Source organism: Achromobacter marplatensis, from assembly GCF_002209535.1.
GTDB lineage: Bacteria > Pseudomonadota > Gammaproteobacteria > Burkholderiales > Burkholderiaceae_B > Achromobacter > Achromobacter marplatensis.
The window spans coordinates 398823-421119 of sequence record NZ_NJIG01000002.1; the positions used below are offsets into that span (position 1 = coordinate 398823).

At 63.0% G+C, this 22297-nt stretch carries 21 protein-coding genes and 2 tRNA genes; 22 read left to right on the forward strand and 1 reads right to left on the reverse strand.

Features of this window, described 5'->3' with window-relative positions; all coding sequences use genetic code 11:
- The first annotated feature begins 1 nt into the window (after position 1).
- Genes CEY09_RS05370 through CEY09_RS05380 form a run of 3 tightly spaced genes read left to right on the forward strand, consistent with a single transcriptional unit; the run spans position 2 to position 7175 of the window.
- On the forward strand, positions 2–2137 hold the full coding sequence (locus tag CEY09_RS05370) for a hypothetical protein (protein ID WP_088587835.1): 2136 nt from the start codon (positions 2–4) through the stop codon (positions 2135–2137).
- Positions 2134–4620 (forward strand): lytic transglycosylase domain-containing protein, encoded by a 2487-nt coding sequence (locus tag CEY09_RS05375; RefSeq protein WP_088587836.1) that lies wholly within the window; start codon positions 2134–2136, stop codon positions 4618–4620. The genes CEY09_RS05370 and CEY09_RS05375 overlap by 4 nt, the downstream gene beginning before the upstream one ends.
- Positions 4620–7175 (forward strand): hypothetical protein, encoded by a 2556-nt coding sequence (locus tag CEY09_RS05380; RefSeq protein ID WP_088587837.1) that lies wholly within the window; start codon positions 4620–4622, stop codon positions 7173–7175. Before CEY09_RS05375 ends, CEY09_RS05380 begins: the two co-directional genes overlap by 1 nt.
- Before the next feature lie 314 nt (positions 7176–7489).
- On the opposite strand, the gene CEY09_RS05390 is transcribed toward CEY09_RS05380, so the two are convergent.
- Positions 7490–7577, reverse strand: a tRNA-Ser gene (locus tag CEY09_RS05390).
- 152 nt (positions 7578–7729) lie between these two features.
- Between CEY09_RS05390 and CEY09_RS05395 the strand changes: the two genes are divergently transcribed.
- The 19 genes from CEY09_RS05395 (at position 7730) to CEY09_RS05475 (ending at position 22081) form a co-directional block, all read left to right on the forward strand.
- A complete protein-coding gene (locus CEY09_RS05395) occupies positions 7730–8707 on the forward strand; it encodes an NAD(P)H-quinone oxidoreductase (RefSeq protein ID WP_088587839.1) in 978 nt (325 codons plus the stop codon).
- Positions 8708–8837: 130 nt separating this feature from the next.
- Entirely contained in the window at positions 8838–9584 is a 747-nt protein-coding gene (gene tpiA, locus CEY09_RS05400) for a triose-phosphate isomerase (protein WP_006223634.1), read from the forward strand.
- 21 nt (positions 9585–9605) lie between these two features.
- Positions 9606–10079: a preprotein translocase subunit SecG gene (secG, locus tag CEY09_RS05405; RefSeq protein WP_088587840.1), complete on the forward strand. Its 474-nt coding sequence runs from the start codon at positions 9606–9608 to the stop codon at positions 10077–10079.
- 130 nt (positions 10080–10209) lie between these two features.
- Complete coding sequence (locus CEY09_RS05410; RefSeq protein ID WP_035212754.1) at positions 10210–11151, forward strand: LysR substrate-binding domain-containing protein; 942 nt, start codon at positions 10210–10212, stop codon at positions 11149–11151.
- 81 nt (positions 11152–11232) lie between these two features.
- Positions 11233–12630 (forward strand): 2-oxoadipate dioxygenase/decarboxylase HglS, encoded by a 1398-nt coding sequence (hglS, locus tag CEY09_RS05415; RefSeq protein WP_088587841.1) that lies wholly within the window; start codon positions 11233–11235, stop codon positions 12628–12630.
- Positions 12627–13802 carry an alpha-hydroxy acid oxidase gene (locus CEY09_RS05420; protein ID WP_088587842.1) on the forward strand — a complete coding sequence of 392 codons (1176 nt, stop codon included), beginning with the start codon at positions 12627–12629 and terminating at the stop codon, positions 13800–13802. Before hglS ends, CEY09_RS05420 begins: the two co-directional genes overlap by 4 nt.
- A 111-nt stretch (positions 13803–13913) precedes the next feature.
- Positions 13914–14906 carry a Bug family tripartite tricarboxylate transporter substrate binding protein gene (locus CEY09_RS05425; protein WP_088587843.1) on the forward strand — a complete coding sequence of 331 codons (993 nt, stop codon included), beginning with the start codon at positions 13914–13916 and terminating at the stop codon, positions 14904–14906.
- A gap of 164 nt (positions 14907–15070) precedes the next feature.
- Positions 15071–15155: transfer RNA gene (locus CEY09_RS05430), tRNA-Leu, on the forward strand.
- Positions 15156–15439: 284 nt separating this feature from the next.
- Positions 15440–15649, forward strand: a complete 210-nt coding sequence (locus CEY09_RS32450) for an Arm DNA-binding domain-containing protein (protein WP_234818238.1) — start codon at positions 15440–15442, stop codon at positions 15647–15649.
- Entirely contained in the window at positions 15564–15902 is a 339-nt protein-coding gene (locus CEY09_RS32455; protein WP_234818241.1) for a hypothetical protein, read from the forward strand. The genes CEY09_RS32450 and CEY09_RS32455 overlap by 86 nt, the downstream gene beginning before the upstream one ends.
- 179 nt (positions 15903–16081) lie before the next feature.
- Positions 16082–16630 (forward strand): tyrosine-type recombinase/integrase, encoded by a 549-nt coding sequence (locus CEY09_RS32460; protein ID WP_234818226.1) that lies wholly within the window; start codon positions 16082–16084, stop codon positions 16628–16630.
- Between the two features lie 563 nt (positions 16631–17193).
- The gene (locus CEY09_RS05440; RefSeq protein WP_088587844.1) at positions 17194–18006 is read left to right on the forward strand and encodes a hypothetical protein; all 813 of its coding nucleotides are present in this window, start codon (positions 17194–17196) and stop codon (positions 18004–18006) included.
- Positions 18007–18122: 116 nt separating this feature from the next.
- Positions 18123–18410, forward strand: a complete 288-nt coding sequence (locus CEY09_RS05445; RefSeq protein ID WP_088587845.1) for a helix-turn-helix transcriptional regulator — start codon at positions 18123–18125, stop codon at positions 18408–18410.
- Between the two features lie 3 nt (positions 18411–18413).
- Positions 18414–19112: a Rha family transcriptional regulator gene (locus CEY09_RS05450; RefSeq protein ID WP_208625044.1), complete on the forward strand. Its 699-nt coding sequence runs from the start codon at positions 18414–18416 to the stop codon at positions 19110–19112.
- Complete coding sequence (locus CEY09_RS32130; protein WP_158218651.1) at positions 19105–19347, forward strand: helix-turn-helix domain-containing protein; 243 nt, start codon at positions 19105–19107, stop codon at positions 19345–19347. The genes CEY09_RS05450 and CEY09_RS32130 overlap by 8 nt, the downstream gene beginning before the upstream one ends.
- Positions 19348–19819: 472 nt before the next feature.
- Positions 19820–20713 carry a hypothetical protein gene (locus CEY09_RS31865; RefSeq protein ID WP_143219542.1) on the forward strand — a complete coding sequence of 298 codons (894 nt, stop codon included), beginning with the start codon at positions 19820–19822 and terminating at the stop codon, positions 20711–20713.
- 149 nt (positions 20714–20862) lie between these two features.
- Entirely contained in the window at positions 20863–21150 is a 288-nt protein-coding gene (locus CEY09_RS32465; RefSeq protein WP_234818227.1) for a helix-turn-helix transcriptional regulator, read from the forward strand.
- Positions 21151–21153: 3 nt separating this feature from the next.
- On the forward strand, positions 21154–21852 hold the full coding sequence (locus CEY09_RS05470; protein WP_208625046.1) for a Rha family transcriptional regulator: 699 nt from the start codon (positions 21154–21156) through the stop codon (positions 21850–21852).
- Positions 21842–22081, forward strand: coding sequence for a helix-turn-helix domain-containing protein (locus CEY09_RS05475; protein ID WP_088587848.1), 240 nt, complete (start codon positions 21842–21844; stop codon positions 22079–22081). Before CEY09_RS05470 ends, CEY09_RS05475 begins: the two co-directional genes overlap by 11 nt.
- Positions 22082–22297: the final 216 nt, after the last annotated feature.

Genomic DNA, 22297 nt, shown 5'->3' on the forward strand with positions numbered 1-22297 from the left:
CATGCCCCGTGTACCCATCGTCGATGCGCCCCGCGTCAGCTCGTCCGCGCTTCCGGGAGTCCGGCAGCAGCCCGGTGTAGGCCCGTTGGGCGCCGAGATCGCCGCCAAGCAACAAGTGCAGTTGGGCGATGCGCTGATGTCCGCCGGTAGGGTCGCGACTGACATCGCCACCGACATGCAGAAGCGGGATAACGCTGACGCCGTATTTCGTGCTGAGGCGCAAGTTCGGGACAACTTTCGAGCCTATCAGGCCGAGCTCTCCAATCGTCGGGGCGCTGAGGCGACCGGATCGACGAAGCAAGCCGGGGAATGGTGGGCGCAGAACGTTGGTCAAGCTGCGGAAGGGCTCGAGAACACCACGCAGAGACAGCTTTTCTTGCAAGGCATCGAGGGGACGCGGCAGACTGCCTTAGGGGCCGTGTCGCGGTTCGAGGCGCAGGAGCGCCGCGTGTCCCTGAATAATTCCTACGAGGCGTCAATCGATACTGCGATACAGACGGCGGTAGCGAATTTCACTGTGCCAGGCGCCCTGGCGGCCGCGCGGCAAACCATCCTAGACCAGAGCAACGCTACTGCCGTCTTGAACGGGTGGAGCGATGAGCAGAAGCAATTTGAGATCGGCAAATCGCTGTCGGCGATGCACTTGGGTGCGATCAAGAACGCCTTGTATCAAGATCCGACGAAAGCCCGGCAGTATTTCGAGGCTAACAAGGGCGAGATTACGGGCGGCGTGCATCCTAAGATTGAGGAAATGTTCGACCGCCAAGCGAAGGCGGCGCAGGTGCAGGCGGACAGGCGCGACGCGTTGGCGCAGCGCGCGCTCAACGAACTCGACCGGCAGGAAGCATCGGGTATCCCTGCGACGCCTCAGAAGCAGGCGCAATGGCAACAGGCGGTTTCCGGCACTGCCTACGAGGACGAGTACCGGGCGCGCGACCAGGAGGGGACCGAGTTGCAGCGGCTGCTGACCCAGCCTCTCGGTGAACAGGCCAACTACATCGTTTCGGAACGCGCCCGCTTGCAAAAGCAGGGTGGCGAGCCTCGCGAGGTGCAGCGCCTCGAGCGCTTTCAACGGGCAATGCAGGCGAATGCAAAGCTGATCCAGGACGAGCCCTTGGAATGGGCGCGCGCTCGCGCCGGGTTGGTGGTGAATCCGCTTAACTTCGGCGGCCTTGCCAACCCGAACGGAACCGCCGAAATCGGCACCGAGCTGCGCGCCCGGGTTGCCACGATCGAAGCGGCTCAAGTGCAAAACCCGCAGGTGTCGGTGACGATGGCGCCATTCTTCAAGGCGGAAGTCGACAGCTTGAACCAAGCTTTGACGACGGGGACCCCACAGCAGCGGGGGCAAGTCCTGGGAGCGCTGTACAACGCATTCGGCGACTCGCGCACCTACTTGGCCGCGATGCAACAACTGGATTCCGTATCGCCGTTCTATGCTCGGGCCGGCATTCGCGCCGCGAGCCTGGCCGAGGCAACGCTGCAGAACAACTTGATCGATGCCGACGTGGTGCAGCGGGCTGGCGACGTGTCGGCGCTGATGCTGCGCGGCGATGAGATCCTGAAGACGGGCGGCAAAGAAGGGTCGCTAAAAATGCCGGTGCCGAAGGATGACGAGTTTTTCAACGCGCTCGACGCCCGGGTCGGCAATCTCTACCGCGGTGCTGGCGCCGGCGACGATGGGGCAACGCAGATGATGCAGGATGCCTATGCGGTGAAGGCCTACTACGTCGGCCGCGCCTCGCAGGATGGCGTGATTTCCGATGACATCGACAGCAAGCGCATGGATCAAGCATTGCGCGCGGTGCTGGGCGAACCGGTCGACTACAACGGGCAGGGCAGTGTCGTTGCCCCTTGGGGTATGGGTACGGCGACGTTCGAAAAGCGGGCCGGCGATGCCATCTGGAGTGAGCTGGATCGCCGTGGTCTGAAGGACTCGGTTTGGCAGCAGTCATCGAATGTGGGCCTGATTGGCGTGGGTGGCGGTGCGTACTTCGTCACCCTAGCGGGCATGCCGCTGGCGGATAAGGCTGGCCAGCCGGTAACTATCCGGCTGACACCCGACGCGGACGCCGGCCGCGACACGTTTGGTCGAAAGCTGTCAGATCAAATTCCGACGAGCGGGGTGCGCAAATGATGGTGTTCGACAATCGGCGCGCCCAATCGCTAGCGTCGCAGGCGCAAACCTCTGCACAGATCCTTGGAGGCGCGCCGGAACCCGGAATGTTCTCCGGCGTGCTGACCGAGCCGTTCAGGGGGATCGAGCGCGGCGCGGCAAAGGTCCAAGGGGCGCTTGCTGCCGGACTTGGGCAGGTTGCGCAGCCGATGTACGACGCCGTGGAAAGCACTACCGGCACGAAGCCGCTCAATATTTTCGAGTCCTGGGCAGCGAATGCAGATGCCCGCGCGCGGTCGATGGCGCCCGACCCCATGACCACGGGCGCCGCCGGGCAATTGCTCAACGGGCTGGGCGACGTGCTCGCTCAGGTCGGGATCGGGTCGGCAGTAACCGCGCTATCTGGAGGAACCGCACCGGGCGCGGTGATGGCTGGCGGGGCTGCCACGGCTGGCCTATCGACGGGTCGCGCGACATATTCGGAGTTGAAACAGAAGGGCGTAGATGCCAGTACAGCGCTGAATGCGGGCTTCGTGGATGCTGTCATGACCGGCGCCGGCGTGGCGATGCCTGCGGCGATCGGCTTCAGTGGTATGGCCGCACCCGTCGCGGGTCTTGGGCTGCGGCTGACGCAGCCGGCCTATTACGGTGCCAACGCGGCCCTGGGCGCGGGCGCCAACGTCGCCATGGGCATTACGCAGCGAAGCGCCCTGCACGACGTCCTGCAGTCTGCAGGCTACGAGGCTATGGCCACGCAGTACGCGCCGATCGACGCCGCGGCATCGACGGCCGAGGCCGTGCTCGGCGGGGTGTTTGGCTTGGTCGGTGCTCGGGCGGGTCTTCCGATGCGCGCCCGCGACGTCGTGGACGGCGCTATGGTCGCGCGAGACGCGCGCCACGCTGCGATCGATACCGCCCCCGGCGTGCCGGCGGATCCGGCGACCGCAGTGGCCCACAACCGCGCATTGGATGAAGCTACGCGCGCGACATGGGAAGGGCGTCGGGTGGACGTATCGCAAACCGGCGTTGACGGCGGGGAATTTCTGCCCCGGTTTCGTGACCGAGGCCCGTCGGATGGTGTACGCCAGACGCACCTGGGCGACTTGCGCCCCGAGGATCGGTTCGTTCCCAGCGTGCGTTTGCGCGACATGGGGGCAGCCGAACGCGCCAGCCTGCGATTCGACGCTCAGGAGCTGAACGAATACGCCGCTCACGTCGAGCGAGAGAACGGATTGCCCGCCGGGATCATCAACGCGCTCAAGAACGCCGGCGAACGCAGCAACAGCAATCAGGTCAGTCCCGCCGGCGCACGCGGTGTCATGCAGTTCATGCCGGAGAACCTGAAAAAGTACGGTGTGACGGATCCGACCGACCCGGCGCAGATGATCGACGCCGCGGGCCGATATCTTCGGGACACCGCGCGGCAGTATGGTGGCAATGTTGACGCCATGGTGGCGGACTACAACGGCGGCCCGCGTCAGGCGCGGGAGGTGCTTGCCGGGCGTCAGCCCAAGGCGGAAGAGACGCGCAAATATCTGGCCCGCGTGCGCGAATGGCTGGGCCGGGATTCCTGGTCTGATCGCACCAGGCCTAGCGACCGGCTGTCGTCCTTTCCTGAAGAGCGAGCGCGGACGGCTGCGGCGTTGGAACGCGAAATTTCCACCGTGGAAGATCAGCGTGCAGACCTATTTGCCGATGCGAGCGGTCGGGCGGATCTTGGGCAGGTGGCGGCTATCCGGGACGAACTGGCGGACCTGCAGCAGCGGCGTGCGGCCGTACAGGATGATGATGCCGGTATCCGCGCGCGTGCCAAAGAGATCCAGGCGAGAGGGCCATTCGTCAGCTACAAGCGCGCACTGACACGCGCCCGCGACGAAATCCAAGCGCAAGTGCAGGATCTGGATAGCCAAATTCAGCGTGTAGATGCCGCGCTGTCGCAGAATCGAGAGGCCAGCCAAGCTTTGCAACGACTGGCCGCGCTGGACGACGAGATTGCCACTTTGCGTGAGAACCGCACCGCAGTGGATGCGCCGGCGGTTGAGCCAACGCCGTTGGCGGCGGCACTGCGCGACGCCATGCCCGACTACGGTGGGCGAAATGCAGCGGAAGCAGAACCGGGTACGCAGCCCTTTGCGCGTCGTTTGGTGAGCGCTCTGCAGGACTTCATGCGTCCTCGGGCGTCCACCGCTCCCGATGGTGGCGCCCGGCCGCCACTTAATCCACCCCAAGCGCAGCCCGATATTGGACCTCGGAGCGGTGCCCCTGCGGTTTCCGAGGGACGCGGCCGGGCGTCGGGCGGCCGTATTGATGATCTGGAGACCCGGGTGGGGCTCGCCCTTATCGAAGAGCAGGGCGACATCGTGCTGCCCGTCATTGACGAGAACGGGAACGAGGTGCAGTTGTCGCTGCGGGAAGCGCTGGCGGAAGCCGACGCCGAATTGGCTTATGCGCGGCCCGAAGCCTTTGATGCCGCGATCTTGTGTCAACTTAAGGGAGGCGTGTAATGCGCGCTGAATGCATCGAAGCAGTATCCCGTGCGCTGGGCCGTTCTATCACGCAGGCGGAAGCGCGCGATATTGAAGGGCGGGTCATTTCTGCGATGAAGAAAATTGCCGCCAGCGATATCGACGCCTGGCGTCGAATGAGCACAGGGGATAGGTTGCAGGCTGGCGCCGAGCGCGCCGCGCAGGATGTGCAGGCCGAGACCGCGCTCAAGCGTCGCCGTATTGCTCTGACGGCTTTGCGGCACGATGCGGTCCGGAACTATCTGAACGGCTCCGCTCGCTCCCCGCTTGGCGCCTTAGAGCGTCTCCTGGTGTTCTACGGGGACGGCAAGAGCGGGACGATCTCGGTGGAAGCAACCGCCAATGCGATCCGCAACAACGCGCTTGGCAATATGTTGGAAGTCTTCGACGCGACGCGAGGCAAAGCACTGGGCCTTTTTACCAATCGGGAGGGCGTGCTGGATCTGGTGCGCGAGCTGCGCGGCCAGAGCACAGGCAATGCCGATGCTGCGGTCGCCGCCAGGACATTCCAGAAGGTAGCCAACGACTTGCGCGAGCGGTTTAACAGGGCCGGCGGGCAGGTGGGGCGCCTGGAAGACTGGGGTATGCCCCAGAGCCACAGCCAAGCGTTGGCCGCGCGCGCGGGCAAAGACAAATGGGTCAGTGATCATATGGGCTGGGTGGACCGGTCCCGTTACACCAACGTCGACGGATCTTTGATGGACGACGCGCAATTGCGCGCGTTCTTGGAACACGCCTGGGGCACCATCGCGACGAATGGGGCGAACAAACTGGAACCCGGGAGGCCCGGGGGCAATGGCATGCGTGCCAATCGCGGCAGCGAAGAGCGGCAAATCCACTACCGCGACGCAGACACCTATCTCGCAGCGCAGGAGCGCTACAGCGACACTCCGGTGCTACAGACGCTGATCAATCACATTGAGTCTGCGGCGCGCGATATCGCTCTGGTAGAAACGTTGGGCCCGAATCCGAATTTGATGTTTCGCTATTGGGCGGATACCGTCAAAAAGCAGATGACGGAAGCTCATCCCGACGACCTGGGAAAAATTGAATCCCGGGTTGCGCGTCTGGAAACGATCTATGACGAGGTGTCGGGCAACAAGAAGCCGCCAGCGTCAGCCGCGATCGCGGAGGGTTTCGATACTTATCGCGCACTGAATACCGGCGCTCGTCTGGGATCGGCGGTCATCACGTCTGTGACCGACGTAGGCACGCAGGCACTTACGGCGATCTACAACGGCATCCCGCTGGTGCAGGTGTTCCGCAATGAGCTGCGAACGCTGAACCCGGCGCGGGCGGCTGACCGGCGCCAGGCACTGCGGGCCGGGCTGGGGATTCAGCAGTTCATTGGGGCGGTAAACCGATGGGGCACCGACGGCCTCGCTCAGGATGCCCAGGTTTCCGGCCGGATCGGCCGATACGCTCAAAGCGCGGCGGCCGGCGTCATGAAGTTGTCCGGCATGAACGCTCTGACCGGCGCCGGGCAACAAGCGTTCGGCTCAGTCCTGATGGACAGCCTGGGGGGCATCACGCGCGACGCGCAATCGCTGGCTGCGATTGCGGCGGGGAAGGGTGGGGATGCGCGCCTAGCGCGCCGCCTGACCGATACAGGCATCACCGAGGCCGATTTCGCTATCTGGAAAATGGCCAAGCCCGAGGACTGGCGCGGCATGGGTGACACAGTACTGACGGCAGAAAGCATCTATCGGATTCCGGACGAAAATCTGGCCGCACTGGCTGAGGCGCAAAACACGACGCCCACCGCGCTGCGGGAACAGGCCGCCACCCGGATGCTGGCGTTTGTCGACGGTGAAACCAGCATGGCGATTATCGAACCCGGTGCGCGCGAACGCGCGGCAATTTACGGTTCCTTTGCACAGCGGCGCGGAACATGGAAAACAGAGCTTTGGCGATCGATGCTGCAGTTCAAGAGCTTCCCTATCTCGATGATGATGCGCCACGGCTCGCGCGCACTCGCGCAGGAAGGGGCGCTCGGCAAGGGCGCCTACATCGCCGGCGTCGTCGCCCTTACCACCGTGCTCGGTGGGCTGGCGGTGCAACTCAATGAGGTGGCCTCCGGCCGGGACCCGCGCGACATGGGCGACCCCCGCTTCTGGGGACAGGCATTCTTGAAGGGCGGGGCGCTGGGCTTGTACGGCGATTTCCTCTTCGCCGATTACACCCGGTTCGGTTCGTCGGTGGCGAGCACGTTCGGTGGTCCAATTCTCGGGGACGTGGAAGAGGTCATGAAGCTGGCTATGGGGAGCGTACAGCGGGCGACCGCCGGGAAGGAGTCGGACGCCGGCGCCCGAGCTGTCCGGCTGCTCAAGGGCAAGATCCCGGCGGCAAATCTCTGGTACACGAAGGCGGCTACCGACCGGCTGATTTTCAACCAGCTACAGGAAATGGCCTCGCCTGGTTATCTGCGCCGCATGGAGCAACGCGCGCGCAAGGAGTTCGATCAGCAGTATTTCGCGGCGCCGAATGGTAGCCGGTTGCGTGCGCCCGATTTGGGCCGTGCGTTCGGATTCTGAGGTCGGATATGACTCGTGTCGTAGGAATCAATGAATTAGGCCTGCGCGTCGGCGAGGATCATCACCGCGCCACGCTTACAGACCACGATGTGGAGCTAATGCGTGAGATCCGGGAGACTGAGGGTCTGGGGTACAAACGACTTGCAAAGATGTTCGACGTGAGCGTCGCGCACGTCCGCAACATCGTCCACTACCGCGTGAGGGTGCAAGTGCCGACTCGGTGGAAGACCCTACGATAAGGGCGCAATTGATGGTGGGTTAAGTGGCGGGTAATGAAGTTACCATGCCTTAACACCTTGATTTTATTGGTGTTCTGGCGGAAGCGGTGAGATTCGAACTCACGAACGGTTGCCCGTTGCCGGTTTTCAAGACCGGTGCAATCGACCACTCTGCCACGCTTCCGGGGTCTGCTGATTTGTCTTGCGGGTGGGGCCTGGTTGACCTGCACCCGCTGTCCGGCGATTCGGCCGTCAGGCAAACATTCTGCCCGAACGACAACGCGATATGCCGTAAAGGGCGCAATAATAATCCATTTGCTGCAAAGGAGGCACGCGATGCAAGCTGTAGAAATCTCCCGCCCCGGCGGCCCCGAGGTTCTGGTCCCCGTAGAACGCCCCACGCCCGAGGCCGGCGCGGGTGAAGTCTTGATCAAAGTCAGCGCCGCGGGCATCAACCGCCCCGACGTGTTCCAGCGCAAGGGCAACTACGCCCCGCCGCGCGGCGTGTCCGACCTGCCGGGCCTGGAAGTGGCCGGCGAAATCGTGGGCGGCGACGTGGCCGGCAGCGGCTTTGCCGTGGGCGACAAGGTCTGCGCGCTGGTGGCGGGCGGCGGTTACGCCGAATACTGTGTGGCGCCCGTTGCCCAGTGCCTGCCCATCCCCAAGGGCCTGTCCGACATCGAAGCGGCCGGCCTGCCGGAAACCTACTTTACCGTCTGGAGCAACGTGTTCGACCGCGGCCGTCTGTCCGACGGCGAGATCCTGCTGGTGCACGGCGGCGCAAGCGGCATCGGCACCACGGCGATCCAGTTGGCCCGTGCAATGGGCAACAGGGTCTACGCGACGGTCGGCAGCGACGACCGCGCCCGTGCCGTCGAAGCGCTGGGCGCTGAAAAGGGCATCAACTACAAGACGCAGGACTTCGTGAAGGAAGTCATGGACGCCACCAGCGGGCGCGGCGTGGACGTCATCCTGGATATGGTGGCCGGCGACTACATCGCCCGCGACATGCAATGCCTGGCGGACGACGGCCGTATCGTCATCATTGCCCAGCTGGGCGGTGCGCGCGCCGATGTGGATACGTCTCAGGTCATGCGCCGCCGCCTGACCATCACCGGGTCCACGCTGCGTCCCCGGTCCATCGACTTCAAGGGCGCCATCGCGCGCGCCCTGCGCGAACACGCCTGGCCCTTGCTGGAAAAAGGGGCCATCAAGCCGATCGTGCACGCGACTTTCCCCTTGGCCGAGGCCTCCAAGGCGCACGCCATGATGGAAGGCGGCGAAAATATCGGCAAAATCATCCTGACAATGTAAGAAACGCGCGGCGTTCGGCGTATCGCCGCGCAACAGGATACAATCTCGGGTTTCGCCTGGAATTTTTTCCAGGCAGGCCCGTGGGCGGTCGCGTCATCCCCCGGGACTCACCCTCTCTGACAATTGCGCCATGACTTCAGTCGAAAACCGCGCCCGCCTCGTGCTGGGCAACTGGAAGATGCACGGCAACCTGGCCGAGAACGCCGCGTTGCTGACCGAGTTGCGCGCCGCGGATGCCGCGAGCCACTGCGACATCGGCATCTGTGTTCCGTTTCCCTACCTGGCGCAAGCCGGTTCGGCCCTGACCGGAAGCAGCGTGTCCTGGGGCGCGCAAGATGTCAGCGCGCACGAAAAGGGTGCCTACACCGGCGAAGTGTCCGGTGCGATGCTGAAAGAATTCGGCTGCCGCTGGGCGCTGGCCGGTCACTCCGAGCGCCGCGTGCTGCACGGTGAAACCGATGAAGTCGTGGCCGCCAAGGCGCAAGCCGCGCTGGCCGCCGGCCTGACCCCCGTGGTCTGCGTGGGCGAGTCGCTGGCCGACCGCGAAGCCGGCAACACCCTGGCCGTCATCGAACGCCAGTTGAAGCCCGTGCTGGCGCTGGGCGCGGACGCCGTGTCGCGCATGGTCCTGGCCTACGAGCCCGTCTGGGCCATCGGCACTGGCCGCACCGCCAGCCCCGAGCAAGCGCAAGAAGTCCACGCCGCCATCCGCGCCGCCTTGCGCGCGCTGGGCGCGGCGCAGGTGCAGGTTTTGTACGGCGGCAGCGTCAAAGCTGCCAACGCCGCCAGTTTGTTCGCCATGACTGATATCGACGGAGCCCTGGTCGGCGGCGCGTCGCTTGTGGCTGAAGAATTTTTGCGTATTGCCGCCATCTAAGTTTCCGTTCCGGAGTCTGTAATGCCCTTGATGCTTAAACTTCTGCTGGCCGTCCAAGTCTTTTCGGCGCTGGCTATCATCGTTCTGGTCCTGCTGCAGCAGGGCAAGGGCGCCGACATGGGTTCCGCTTTCGGTAGCGGTTCGTCCGGCAGCCTGTTCGGTGCCACCGGCGCCGCCAACTTCCTGTCGCGCGCGACCAAGTGGGCCGCCGTGGTCTTCTTCGCATCCACCGCTGGCCTGGCTTACGTCAGCCACAAGGGCACCAACGGCCCGGCCGTGGATTCCGGCGTGATGCAAAGCTTCCCGTCCGACCGTTCGGTTCCGCAAGTGCCGGGTTCTGTGCCCGCCGCGCCGGGCGCAGGTGCATCGTCCGTCCCGGGCGCCGCTTCGGTTCCTGCCGCGCCGGCCAAGCCCGACGCTTCGGTGCCCACGGCTCCGGCCGCGCCCGCAGCAGGCGACAAGCCGGCCGACACGCCCGCAACGCCGGCGAAGTAAGCGCCAGCGTAGACAAGAAGGCCGGCGTCTGACGCCGGCCTTTTTCATTGGTGCCGTGCCTCGGGCTGCAAGGCCGGATATCCTGTCATCGCAGTCCGGCTCCCGCGCCGGACATTTCGGATCGGCCCCCATGGAAAAGCGTTTGATGCCGTCGATGATGGCGCTCCAGAGCTTCGATGCGGTCGCGCGGCACATGAGCGTCACGCGCGCCGCCGAAGAACTGCACATGACCCAAAGCGCGATCAGCAAGCAGATCGCGCAGCTGGAGGCGCTGTTGCGCAACCCGCTTTTTCTGCGCGTGCGCCGGCGACTGCAATTGACGCCCGCGGGGGCACTGTACCAATCCGAGGTCAGGGCGATCCTGAACCAGGTGGACATGTCGTCCCGCTACATCCTGACCTACGGCAGCGAAACCCAGGTGCTTACCATCGGCACGCAGCCCACGTTTGGCGCGCGGTGGCTGATTCCGCGGCTGCAGCGCTTCATGGCCGCGCATCCGGATATTCAGGTGAAGGTACGCAGTGAAACCCGGCCGTTCGATCTGATGCAGGCCAAGATCGACATTTCCTTCTTCTTCGGCCATGGCACCTTGCCTGGCGCCCAATGCCGCGAGCTGTTCGCAGCCGAGGTAGTGCCGGTGTGCGCGCCCGGCTTTCTGCCCGGAGATGCAGTGCCCAGCCTGGAGGCGCTTAGCGACCACGCGCTGATCCAGTGCGCGTCCCGCCCGGAAGCCTGGCACGACTATTTCTCGCATCAGCAATTCCAGTCCGACCGCAGTTATCACGGCCCCCGGTTCGACACGTTCTACATGTGCGTGCGAGCAGCCGAAGGCGGCTGCGGCATCGCCCTGACCCCAAGATTGCTGGCCGAAGAAGAACTGCAGGCCGGCAAGCTGGTCATCCCTTGGGGCTACGTGCAGCCCAGCGACGGCGCCTACTTCGTGGCCTATTCCGAACACTCCGCCGAAGTCCCGAAGATCAAGCAATTCGTGGCGTGGGTCGAAGAAGAGGCCGCGCAGAAACGAGACCGCGACGCCCTGCGCGCGCGATCCATGAAAAAACGGACTGATTAGGCCGAATTTTTTCATTTGATTGCGCTTGCCGGGCGTGATTTCATGCGGGCCATCCCTGTTTACCGATGTGCCGAGCCCGCCATGAGTCAGAACTTCGTCAATCCCGATCAGATCCGCGCCTGGTTCTCCCGCGCCATGTCCGACATGTACAAGTCGGAAGTGCCCCTTTACGACACGTTGCTGGACCTGGTGGCTGAGGTCAACGCCAAGACGCTGGCCGAGCAGCCCGAACTGGCCGAGCAACTGGCGCGCACCGGCGAAATCGAACGCCTGGACATCGAGCGCCACGGCGCGATTCGCGTAGGCACGCCCGAAGAGCTTTCCAACATGCGCCGTGTGTTCGCCGTGATGGGCATGCAGCCGGTGGGTTACTACGACCTGTCGCCGGCCGGCGTGCCGGTGCATTCGACGGCATTTCGCGCCACGCACGAGGCCTCTCTGCAAGCCAGCCCGTTCCGCGTCTTCACGTCGCTGCTGCGCTTGGAACTGATCGACGACGTCGCGTTGCGCGACAAGGCCGCCCGTATTCTGGCCGCGCGCCAGATCTTTACGGCTAGGGCCCTGGAATTGGCTGGCCGCTTCGAAACGCAGGGCGGCTTGAACGACGCCGACGCCCGGGAATTCGTCACCGAAGCGCTGCATACTTTCCGCTGGCACAGCGAGGCGACGGTCAGCCTGGATGACTACCGGGAATTGCACGGCCAGCATCGCCTGATTGCCGATGTGGTGGCCTTCAAGGGACCGCACATCAACCATCTGACGCCGCGCACGCTGGACATCGACGAGGCCCAGGCCGAGATGCCGCGCCGTGGCGTGTCGGCCAAGGCGGTGATCGAAGGTCCGCCGCCGCGCAAGTGCCCGATCCTGTTGCGTCAGACGAGTTTCAAGGCGCTGGAGGAACCGGTCCTGTTCGCCGGGGCGGACGGCCAGAACGGCGTGGGCAGCCATACCGCCCGCTTCGGCGAGATCGAGCAGCGCGGTGTCGCCCTGACCCGCAAAGGCCGGGCGCTGTACGACCAGTCGCTGGATCTGGCGCGCAGCCGTATCCAGGGCGCGCCCAATGAAAGCAATGCCGCCGCCTACATGCAGAACCTGCAGGACTGTTTTGCCGCGTTCCCGGACGACTATGCGCAATTGCACGATCAAGGTCTGGGCTATTTCCGCTACTTCCTGACCGGCAAGCAAGGCCCCGTGCAGGAGGGCGACGTGCAGTCGCTGATCAGCCAGGGCTACATCCGGTTCGAGCCGCTGGTCTACGAGGACTTCCTGCCGGTCAGCGCCGCAGGCATCTTTCAGTCGAACCTGGGTGACAAGGCCCAGGCCGAGTACGCGCAGAACGCCAGCCAGACCGCCTTCGAAGCCGCGTTGGGCGCACCGGTGCAAGACGAACTGGCGCTTTACCAAGACACGCAGGACCGTTCCCTGGCCGCTTGCCTGCAGGCGCTGGGCCTGCAAACCGGTACCCCGGTGGCGGCATGAGCCGCTTGAACCGCTGCCTGTCGGTGCGCGACTTCGAACGTGAGGCGCGCCGCATCCTGCCGCGCTGCGTCGAAGGTTACGTCTGCGGCGGCACGGAAGACGGCGCGTCGCTCGACGAGAGCGTCCGGGCACTGCGCGACATCGGTTTCCGGCCCCGCGGCCTGCGCGTGGTGGATCAGCGCAGCAGCCAGGTCGAGCTTTTCGGCCAGACCTATGCCATGCCGGTCGGCTTCGCGCCGACGGGGTTCTCCGCCATCGTCATGCACGAGTGCGATCTGGCGCTGGCGCGCGCTGCGCAGGACGCCGAGATTCCGTTCATCATCAGCGGCGCCTCCAGTGTGCCGTTGGAGCGGTTGCAGGAGGCGACCGGCAAGCGCTGCTGGTATCAGGCCTATCTGCCGGGCAACGTCGATCGCATCGGCAAGCTGATCGCGCGTCTGCGCCAGGCCGAGATCCCCGTGCTGGCGGTGACCATCGATACCTGCGTGGGCGCCAATCGCGAAAACCTGCAGAAGCTGGCATTCACGGTGCCATTCAAAATGAGTTCCAGCGTGGTGCTGGACGGCATGCGACATCCGCGCTGGAGCGTGAACGTCTTCATGCGTACGCTGCTGGGCAGCGGGGTGCCGCGTTTTGCGAACCTGTATGAGGAAATCGGACCGCCCATCACCCAAGACCCGCCCAACGGTTTTCGTGGCGAGCGCGACAAGCTGTCTTGGGAACATATCCGCTGGATTCGGGAAAACTGGCCGGGCAAGCTCGTGCTCAAGGGCGTGATGCACGCGGAGGACGCGCGGCTGGCCGCCGACGCGGGCGTAGATGGTGTGATTGTTTCCAACCATGGCGGGCGTCAGCTGGACGGTTGCATTTCGCCTTTGCAGGCGCTGCCCGACGTTGTGGCTGCCGTGCCCGCGGGTTTGCCGGTCATGGTCGACGGCGGCTTTCGCCGCGGCTCCGACGTGCTCAAGGCGGTGGCCCTGGGCGCGAGCATGGTCTTCACCGGCCGTCCCCAGCTGTTCGGCGCCGCCGTCGGCGGCAACGCCGGCATCCGCAAAGTCGCCGAGATATTTCGCAGCGAAATTTCGACCAACATGGCGCTGCTCGGTTGCCGGACGCTGGCTGACGTCACGCCGGACTTGATCGCGCCGGTGCGCGCGGCCTGCGCCGCCTAGAACGGCCAGGCGGCCGACCGGCCGTGCCGGGGCAGCGTTGCCCCACACCACCAAAAAATACGGGCGCACCCATTGCCGTGCGCCGATCCGCTTTCAACAGGAGGAGACAAGATGAAGATGAATTTCAAAATGGCCGGCATGGCTGCGTTGCTAGCCTGCGCGGCCACGGGCCACGTGCAGGCCCAGGCCCAGGCCGACAGCTATCCGGCCAAGCCTGTCCGGCTGGTGGTGGGCTATGCCCCGGGCGGCACGACCGACATCAGCGCCCGCATGATCGCGGACGTGCTGGGCAAGGAGCTGGGCCAGACCTTCATTGTGGAAAACAAGCCGGGCGCCAACAGCAACATCGGCGCCGAAGCCGTGGCCCGCGCTCCGGCCGACGGCTACACCTTGTTCGTCGGGTCGATTTCCACGGCGATCAACCAGTCGCTGTATTCCAAGATGTCGTACGACGCGCTCAAGGACCTGGACGCCGTCGCGCTGTTGAACGTGGTGCCCAACATCCTGGCCGTCAATGCCAGCGTGCCGGTCAAGTCGGTGCAGGAATACACCGCCTATGCCAAGAAGAACCCCGGCAAACTGACCTGCGCGTCCCCCGGCAACGGCTCGTCCGCGCACTTGGGCTGCGAGCTGTTCAAGATGAAGACCGGCATTGATATCCTGCACGTTCCCTATCGCGGTAGCGGCCCGGCCGTGGCTGATTTGCTGGGCGGCCAGGTGGACTCCATCTTCGACAACCTGCCGCCGCTGCTGCCGCATGTGCGCGCCGGCAAACTGACTGGCCTGGCGGTGACCACCGCGGCGCGCGTGCCCTTCGCGCCCGAAATCCCCACCATTGCCGAATCCGGCGTGGAAGGCTTCGACGTGGCGGCCTGGTTCGGCCTCTTTGCGCCGGCCGGCACCCCGCCCGAAATCGTGCTGAAGGTGAACGCCGCCATCAACAAGGCGCTGACCTCGGACACCGCGCTGGCCGCCAACTATCAGACCAACGGCTTTTTGATGCCCCCGCCGCCCAACACGCCGCAAGCATTCAAGGCCTTCATGGAAAGCGAAACCCGCAAGTGGGGAGAAGTCGTCAAGGCGACGAACCTGCAGATCAACTGATTGCCATAGGCGGGGCAGGGCGGCGATCCGCCCGGTTCCCGCCCGGGCACCCGGTTGGCTGAGGGGAAGGTCGGGCCCAAAAACGGGGCCGACTCGCCAGAATGCCTAATTGCGTGATAGAATGCTCGACTTTCCAGGAAGGCATGCTTTTCTGGTTTGGATTTGCCGACGTGGTGAAATTGGTAGACACGCTATCTTGAGGGGGTAGTGGCGAAAGCTGTGCGAGTTCGAGTCTCGCCGTCGGCACCAAAACGCATTATCAGGTAGTACATGGAAGTACATCAGACCCGCGATTCTCATAGAGAGACGCGGGTTTTTTGTTGTCTATGAGTCTAGGGTCGTGTCGCTGAATCTAAGGTCTTTTGGTACTTTTTTGAAAAGTACCAAAGGTGCTCTCGGTTTGAGACCAAAAAGTACCATCGCCATAGACCATGCCTAAGCTCACCAAACAGTTAACCGCCGTCGCGGCGGATAAGGCGCGGCCCAAGGCCGATTCCTACACCTAGGCCAGCGGGAATGGCTTGTTCTTGCAGGTGCTGCCTGGGGGCGGAAAGCAATGGCTTGTCCGGTACCAGACCGCCGATGGCAAGCGCAGCAAGGTCGTGATCGGCACCTATCCCGATCTGTCTGTTGCGCAGGCTCATGGCAATGCGGCGGATGTACACCTTGCCGCACGCACGGGAACGCCCATCGTTGGCATGCGTCGAGGCGCGGGCCAAGGCTGCCAATCGGTCCGATGCTGAACAGGCCGCCATTGCCGCCGCCGAGGATGCTCAGCGCCATTCGTTCGCTGTGCTGTCCGAAGCGTGGCTAGAAGTTCGCAAAGCGGGCTGGGCGGCGGAAAGCTACCTCAAGGCGGTCTATGTTGTTCGCACCTACTTACAGCCCAAGATTGGCCGCCTGGATATGCGCGACCTTCGCTGGACGTTACCGAGACGCTGCGCCAGATTGCGGCAACCGCCCCCAGCCTGGCTAAAAAGGCCGTCCAGCACCTAAATGGCGTGGTGGACCACTGCATCCTTGAGGGCATCCGCGACGATGACCGGGTATTGAGACTGCGTGGAGTGCTGCCGTCCCATCGTGGCGGGCACGTCCCGGCCGTCACGCGGGAGCAGGGCATAGGCCCGCTGATCCGGGCTAGTCGGGCCTACGAGGGGGCGGTGGTGCGGTCGGCCTTGCTGCTGGCCGCCTGGACTGCACTGCGCCCCGGAGTGATCGCCCGCGCCCGATGGTCGGAGATTAACCTTGACCGGGCCGAGTGGCATATCGCCGCCTTGGAAGAAGATGGCCGCCGCCGCATGAAAACCGGGCATGAACATATCGTGAGCCTGCCGCACCAAGCGGTGGACATGCTCAAGGACATGCAGCAGTTTTCTGGGGGCGCTGAGTACGTGTTCCCCGCCGTGGGCAAGATGCGCAATCCGAAGCTGAACCGCGACGCGCTGTCGCGGGCCTTGCGGCTGATGGGCTTTGCTGGGGCGCATACCCCGCACGGATTTCGGGCCATGCTGCGCACCGTGGCGCGTGAACGGCTGCGCATCGACTTTGACGTATTGGAGGCTCAGCTTGCTCACGCCAAGCGTGACCAGATCCAGGCCGCATATGACCGCACGCAGTTTGATGATGAGCGGCGTGAAGCCATGCAGCGGTGGGCGGACTATCTGGACGCGCTGGCGGCCATCGAAAGTGCTGATAACGTGATTCCCCTGACGCGGACGGCATAATCCGCAAGGAGAAAAATGGGCAATGGAGAGTTATCGGCCTGGGGCAACAGAGGCAACATCAAGCATTGGCGCGGGTTTGCTGTGTTGCCCCTGCTCTAGCGCAGAGGCAACAGAGGCACCAAATCCGGTAGTCATGTCGCCCCACAGTCGCGTGAGCCGCTTAATGGGAAGCACTGGCTCCACAGCCAATTCAGGGGGGCCCTAGCCGGACAGTGGCGGTAAGGGTGATTCGATCCCCTGACGCTCTCTAGTCAGGAAAATTCCTAAGGGGGGTAATAATATTCTCCCTAGCTTAGTATTCATGCGGGTTTCCGGGCGATCCGCCGACGTTTCCAGCATCTTCGTGGCCTTGGGAAGTTACATCCGGCAAGGCCTGCTCTCAGGATCGTCTGACATGGCCGCCCGTAGATAAGGCTCACGTGGCACCCTGTTTTTTTGCCCAGTATCATGTGCTGTCATCTAGATTCGTTTACGCCAGCCTAACCCGACGGGGTGAAAAGCCGAAACGTCCATCGGCCTGGTGCTGGGCCTTATTCTATGGACGACGCATAGGACGGCGAGTGATGGACGAGGCGCAAAAAAAGGCAGAAGCTGAGTTTGCAAAAAAGAGGACGGAGGCTTTAAGTTTCTTGGAGTGGGAAACCCGCGAACAGTTGCTAGAAAAGGCGGCAGATTTCTATGCCGTCGGGGCTGTTGCTTTTGAAGCCCTAGGCCCACGGCGACCCGCAGTGCCGCTTGCCGAGAATGAAATCCCTATTCCAAAGGAAGGCACAAGCCCCATAAAGGAGGCTGCAACAGCCTTGAATTCGGTCCTCGGAGTATGGGAGGAAATGTTCCACGGAAACGCAGGTGAATACCTCAAATCTGATGAGGGCGAGACGCTAGATCCGCTTACCTTCTTTGCTACCGCAGTGGTACGGCCTCTTTTGGATGACCCTGAAACGTCCGGTGATGCCCACGTCGAATTGATGGGCGATGTGTCTGATCCGGACAGACTCCCATTTGGCATCCAATGCATGATTACGTGCGCAGCCTACGTAGTGCAGACAATAAAGACTGAAAAAGCAGGGGACTGGGATCAGGCGTGGCTATACGCAACGAAAGCTAAGTACTGGTCTGGAATTATCCTTGGGGCAACATCTTCAAAAGGAAGAGGGGAGAGCCCGGCATCTGCGCTCGCAAAGATGCGCCATAAGGAAAACTATGCATTGCGTGCTGATGTTGAAAATTACTGGCGCACTCACATTGATCCTTCCCTGTCCGCGCAGAAAGCGGCAGAGCAGGTAATCCGCGCCAACGCTGTGCCTCTCTCGTACAAGAAAATTGCTGAGATTATTTCCCGTCTGCGCAAAGAGGAAGCTCTGCGCACAACGTGATTTTTGCGCTTGAAGTCCGTCCAGCGCTTGCCGCACGCTCTGCGGCTACGGGTAGGATTGGCGGTTAGCGATGCATAGTATTCAGATCACGATCAACTTTCGTGAGATGCATCCCTATGCAAGCCGCCATTCTCAAACCGGGTTGTACTGCTCCGTATAACAAGCCAGTACACACTACCGAAACCGACGCCGCCGCATTGCCCGCCACGGGCTATGTGCGCCTGCCCGTCGCGCCGGCACTCTGCGGTGTGGCCATGTCCAACATCTGGGCCTGGACCGCGCAAGGCCGTTTACCCAAGCTCGTCAAAATGTCGCCGCGCGTCTGCGCGTGGTCGGTGGCCGAAGTGCGCGCATGGCTGGCCGGTCATCTTGTCAGGCAGATCTCCAACATGGTGGAGCACTGAACCATGGCGATGACGACCGAAGAAAAGGGCCTCGACTCATGCAAGAGTGCGACCCCGACGACCAGCGCGCGTGTTACCGCGCTGACGTTGCATCCTGTCAAGGGCGAGCCTTGCATTGATAGCCGCCTGCTGGCGCTGCATTTGAGGAATCAGCACGAGAGCGTGTGTGAGCTTATCGAACGGCACCGTCACCGATTCGAGCGCATCAGCCAATTGCGGTTTCAAACGGATGTCGGCAAACGCAAACAAGGGGGCGGGAATCCTGAACGGTACGCGCTGCTGACCGAGGACCAAGCCTATTACCTGCTGTCGCTCTCCAAGAGCACCGAACGCGTGGCGGACTTGAAGCTCCAGCTGGTGCTGACCTTTCGCGAGGTCCGCCAGGCGCAAGACTTGACGCAGGTCGAATACCTGCCCACCTACCACGCGCTGCATGACGAAATCCACGCGCTGGCAGGACGGTCCCAGAACGCACGGTTCGTTCATATAAACGTCAACAAGCTGGTGAACAAGGCCATCGGCGTCGGCGCGGGTGAACGGGGGCGCTTGGATGTGCCGCGCAAGTCCATGCTCATCGCGGCGCAGTACGTGGCCAGCACGGCGATGCACGGCGCAGCAGACCACCACGAAGGATACGCGCAGGCCAGAGACGCCCTTGAGCGATTTGGCGCGACCTTGCTTGGAGGTGGCCACCATGCGTAACGATAAATCCACGTCTGGAGCGGCCCAGCAACGCCGCATTCTGGAAGCCCTGGCAATGCGCCCCCACACGTCCTACGAACTGCGCAAACTGGGCTGCTACCAACCCAATACGCGCATCCTTGAACTGCGCCGCAAGGGCTACAACATCAGCACAGAGCGCGTGAGTATCTGGGACGATGATGGGTACGGGCATGAGGGCGTGGCCCTCTATTCGCTGCATGGGGGTGGAGCATGAGCGCTCCTATGCCGTATATAAATTGCGCTACAGCACCAATGGTAGCCGGATCTGAGAAGCCCGAATGCTCCAAGGCGGGCTGCCGCCGCCAGGCGGTGTTTTTTCGTCCGTATGCTGTTGCGCTCCCTTTTTTGGGCGGGGGATTGCGGGGAGGCTTCGGCCAGCCGGTTTTCTCAGACGCCGCTTTTCTCAGCCCTGCTTTCTGCCCGCCTAGGAGCGGCGTCGCCGCTGGATAGCCGGGCCAGTTAGCAGGACTTAGCACCCGCCCGGCGGGGGACAGCGCGGTTCGATAAAACTTGAAGTCCACCGGCCGACAAGCCATACAATGACCATCCTGGGTTTTTGTCCAGTATCATCTTCCGTCATCTAGATTCATCTTCGCCAGCGCCTAGGCTGATCCCCGAAAAGCCGGAACGTCCACCGGCTTGGCGCTGGCTCCTATTCCTTGGACGGCGCATAGGACGGCGCGAGTATGGACGACCGCGAGGATATTAGAACTGTAGCGGCTGCGTTGGCTGCGAAGCTGCGCAGCAGTGAGGACATTGGGGCTGTAGCGGCAGCAGCACAGTTGCAGTTGCGTTTGAAGCCAGCATTTGACCTCGCAGAACGGATCAGAATACCTGCCGCTGCCGCAGCAGCGGCAAGGGTTGCCGCTCAGTTGGAAGTGCGGCATCAAAATTGGCTGGACAACATTTCAGTACCGCGTATCGATGCCATACATTCAGCACAGAGCGCAGCACGCCGTCTTGCCGAGATGGTTGCTCCTGCATCGCATTCGTTTGCTGCGCTAGAAAGCCCTTGGCGGAAGAGCGAAAGCGATTTTAGGGAGTACGTTCAAAGCCAACTGGCGGCGGTTGATTCGCTAGTGGCTCCAGCACAGGAACAACCTGCCACGCAGCAGAGAGACTGGGAGCTTGAGCGCGAGGTACGTGACCTGGGGGCGCTTTGTGAACAGAAAAGCCGTCAGTTGGGCCATCACGAACGGGTGATGAAGATGGAGATGGCCGACATACGGCGCTTGGCGGACGAAGGTGACGCCGTGGCTATTGCCGCCGTCAATCTGGTAGAGCGTGAGGCTGCTCAGCGTGCGACCAAGGCGGCGAAGGCGCGGTCTGACTTACGATACGGACCGTGCATAGAGTTGGCCTATCGGCTGGTGAGAGAACGTGTACCAGCAAGCGGCCAATGGCCCAGCCGAAGACAAGCCAGGCTTGCGGTGGAAGATGCTGTGCTGAGCAGCGAGGCCGGAAAGAAAGTGGGACTCTCCAAAGATCAGGCCTCCAAAACGATTGAAAAATGGCTGAGAGAAATGCCCGACCATGACAAGGTAATTCGTCCCCGCACTACGCGAAAGGCGGGCTCGTAACACATTCAGCACATTGCGTATACCCCTTCTACGCGCAGACGGGGTATGCCTACGCGCACGCGTAGTACGTCTACGCGTAGATGACCTATTTTGCCTAGGCACCACCCGGCAATCTGCCTCTTGTTTCAAACAACAGGAGCGCAGCAGCGATGCACGCCACCATCATCAAACCGGGTCGTACCGCACCGTCTACCAAGCCGGTACACACCACTGAAACGTACACAGCCACCCTGCCCGCCGTGGGCTATGCCCGCGTCCCTATGGTGTCCCGCGTGCTGGGCATCGCGGTGTCCACGCTGTGGGCCTGGGCCGCCCAGGGCCGTTTCCCCAAACCCGTGAAGTTGTCGCCGCGAGTGAGCGCCTGGCCGGTGGCCGACGTGCGTGCTTGGCTGGTGGATCCATGCGCATGGCAGGCCGCCAACAAGGTGGGGGGCTGAGCTATGGCGATGACGACCAAAAAAAAGGGCCGTGACTTCTGCAAGAGCGCGACCCCGACGACCAGCGCGCATGATATCGCGGTGACGTTGTATCCCGTCAAGGGTGAACCGCGCATTGATAGCCGCTTGCTCGCGTTGCACCTGGGCAATCAGCATGAGAGCGTGACCAAACTGTTGACGGCCTACGCCGACGACTTCCGGGAGCTGGGAATATTTCGATTTCAAATCGGGAAACCCCCTGCGGGCTCACTGGGCGGGCGGCCGGAGAAGTACGCCTTGCTGAATGAGGATCAGGCGTACTTGTTGCTGACCTATAGCCGCAACACGGCCACCGTGCGGGCGCTCAAGGTTCGCTTGGTGAAGGCTTTCCGCGAGGCCCGCCAGGCGCAAGACCTGACCCACGCGGAATACCTGCCGACGTACCATGCGCTCCACGATGAAATCCATGCGCTCGCAGGGCAGTCGCCGCATGAACGGTTCGTTCATATGAACGTCAACCGCCTCATTAACAAGGCCGTTGGCATTGGGCCGGGCGAGCGGGGGCGCTTGGATGTGCCCCGCCGCTCCATTCTCATCGCGGCGCAGTTTGTAGCCAGCACGGCGATGCAGGGCGCGGCGGACCACCGGGAAGGGTATGCGCACGCGAAGCAAGCACTGGACCGTTTGGGCGTGACCTTGTTGGGGGGCGGCCATGCGCGATAAGTCCACCAGCGGCGCAGCCCAGCGCATCCGCATCTTGCAAGCCCTGACCCTGCGTCCCCATACCTCCTACGAGCTGCGCAAATTGGGCTGCTACCAAGCCCCCACGCGCATTATCGAACTGCGCCGCCAGGGCCACAACATCAGCACCGAGCGCGTAAGCATCTGGGACGATGAGGGGTACCGGCATGACGGGGTGGCCCTGTATTCACTGCATGGGGGTGGAGCATGAGCGCCCTCGAGTCGGGCACGGTTAACAAAAAAATTGTTAACCTGCGCTCGAATTGTTAACCCCGCTTAGGCGGGACTGACCGGAATGCACGGGTCGCTAGTCCCGAACTGGGACATGTCCGGATTTGGGACATGTCCGAATCTCGGACACATTGTCCCGCCACATGATGGTGAAGGAGCAGGCTCAAAAGTATCTCGCCTTGCGGGCGGAGTTGGC

Coding starts and splice junctions, on each gene's coding strand:
- CEY09_RS05370 (WP_088587835.1), top strand. CDS start 2: ATGCCCCGTGTACCCATCGTCGATGCGCCCCGCGTCAGCTCGTCCGCG.
- CEY09_RS05440 (WP_088587844.1), top strand. CDS start 17,194: ATGGACGAGGCGCAAAAAAAGGCAGAAGCTGAGTTTGCAAAAAAGAGG.
- CEY09_RS05450 (WP_208625044.1), top strand. CDS start 18,414: ATGGCGATGACGACCGAAGAAAAGGGCCTCGACTCATGCAAGAGTGCG.
- CEY09_RS05475 (WP_088587848.1), top strand. CDS start 21,842: ATGCGCGATAAGTCCACCAGCGGCGCAGCCCAGCGCATCCGCATCTTG.
- CEY09_RS05380 (WP_088587837.1), top strand. CDS start 4,620: ATGCGCGCTGAATGCATCGAAGCAGTATCCCGTGCGCTGGGCCGTTCT.
- CEY09_RS32130 (WP_158218651.1), top strand. CDS start 19,105: ATGCGTAACGATAAATCCACGTCTGGAGCGGCCCAGCAACGCCGCATT.
- CEY09_RS32465 (WP_234818227.1), top strand. CDS start 20,863: ATGCACGCCACCATCATCAAACCGGGTCGTACCGCACCGTCTACCAAG.
- CEY09_RS05395 (WP_088587839.1), top strand. CDS start 7,730: ATGCAAGCTGTAGAAATCTCCCGCCCCGGCGGCCCCGAGGTTCTGGTC.
- CEY09_RS05420 (WP_088587842.1), top strand. CDS start 12,627: ATGAGCCGCTTGAACCGCTGCCTGTCGGTGCGCGACTTCGAACGTGAG.
- hglS (WP_088587841.1), top strand. CDS start 11,233: ATGAGTCAGAACTTCGTCAATCCCGATCAGATCCGCGCCTGGTTCTCC.
- tpiA (WP_006223634.1), top strand. CDS start 8,838: ATGACTTCAGTCGAAAACCGCGCCCGCCTCGTGCTGGGCAACTGGAAG.
- CEY09_RS31865 (WP_143219542.1), top strand. CDS start 19,820: ATGGACGACCGCGAGGATATTAGAACTGTAGCGGCTGCGTTGGCTGCG.
- secG (WP_088587840.1), top strand. CDS start 9,606: ATGCCCTTGATGCTTAAACTTCTGCTGGCCGTCCAAGTCTTTTCGGCG.
- CEY09_RS05445 (WP_088587845.1), top strand. CDS start 18,123: ATGCAAGCCGCCATTCTCAAACCGGGTTGTACTGCTCCGTATAACAAG.
- CEY09_RS05425 (WP_088587843.1), top strand. CDS start 13,914: ATGAAGATGAATTTCAAAATGGCCGGCATGGCTGCGTTGCTAGCCTGC.
- CEY09_RS05375 (WP_088587836.1), top strand. CDS start 2,134: ATGATGGTGTTCGACAATCGGCGCGCCCAATCGCTAGCGTCGCAGGCG.
- CEY09_RS05410 (WP_035212754.1), top strand. CDS start 10,210: ATGGAAAAGCGTTTGATGCCGTCGATGATGGCGCTCCAGAGCTTCGAT.
- CEY09_RS32455 (WP_234818241.1), top strand. CDS start 15,564: ATGTACACCTTGCCGCACGCACGGGAACGCCCATCGTTGGCATGCGTC.
- CEY09_RS05470 (WP_208625046.1), top strand. CDS start 21,154: ATGGCGATGACGACCAAAAAAAAGGGCCGTGACTTCTGCAAGAGCGCG.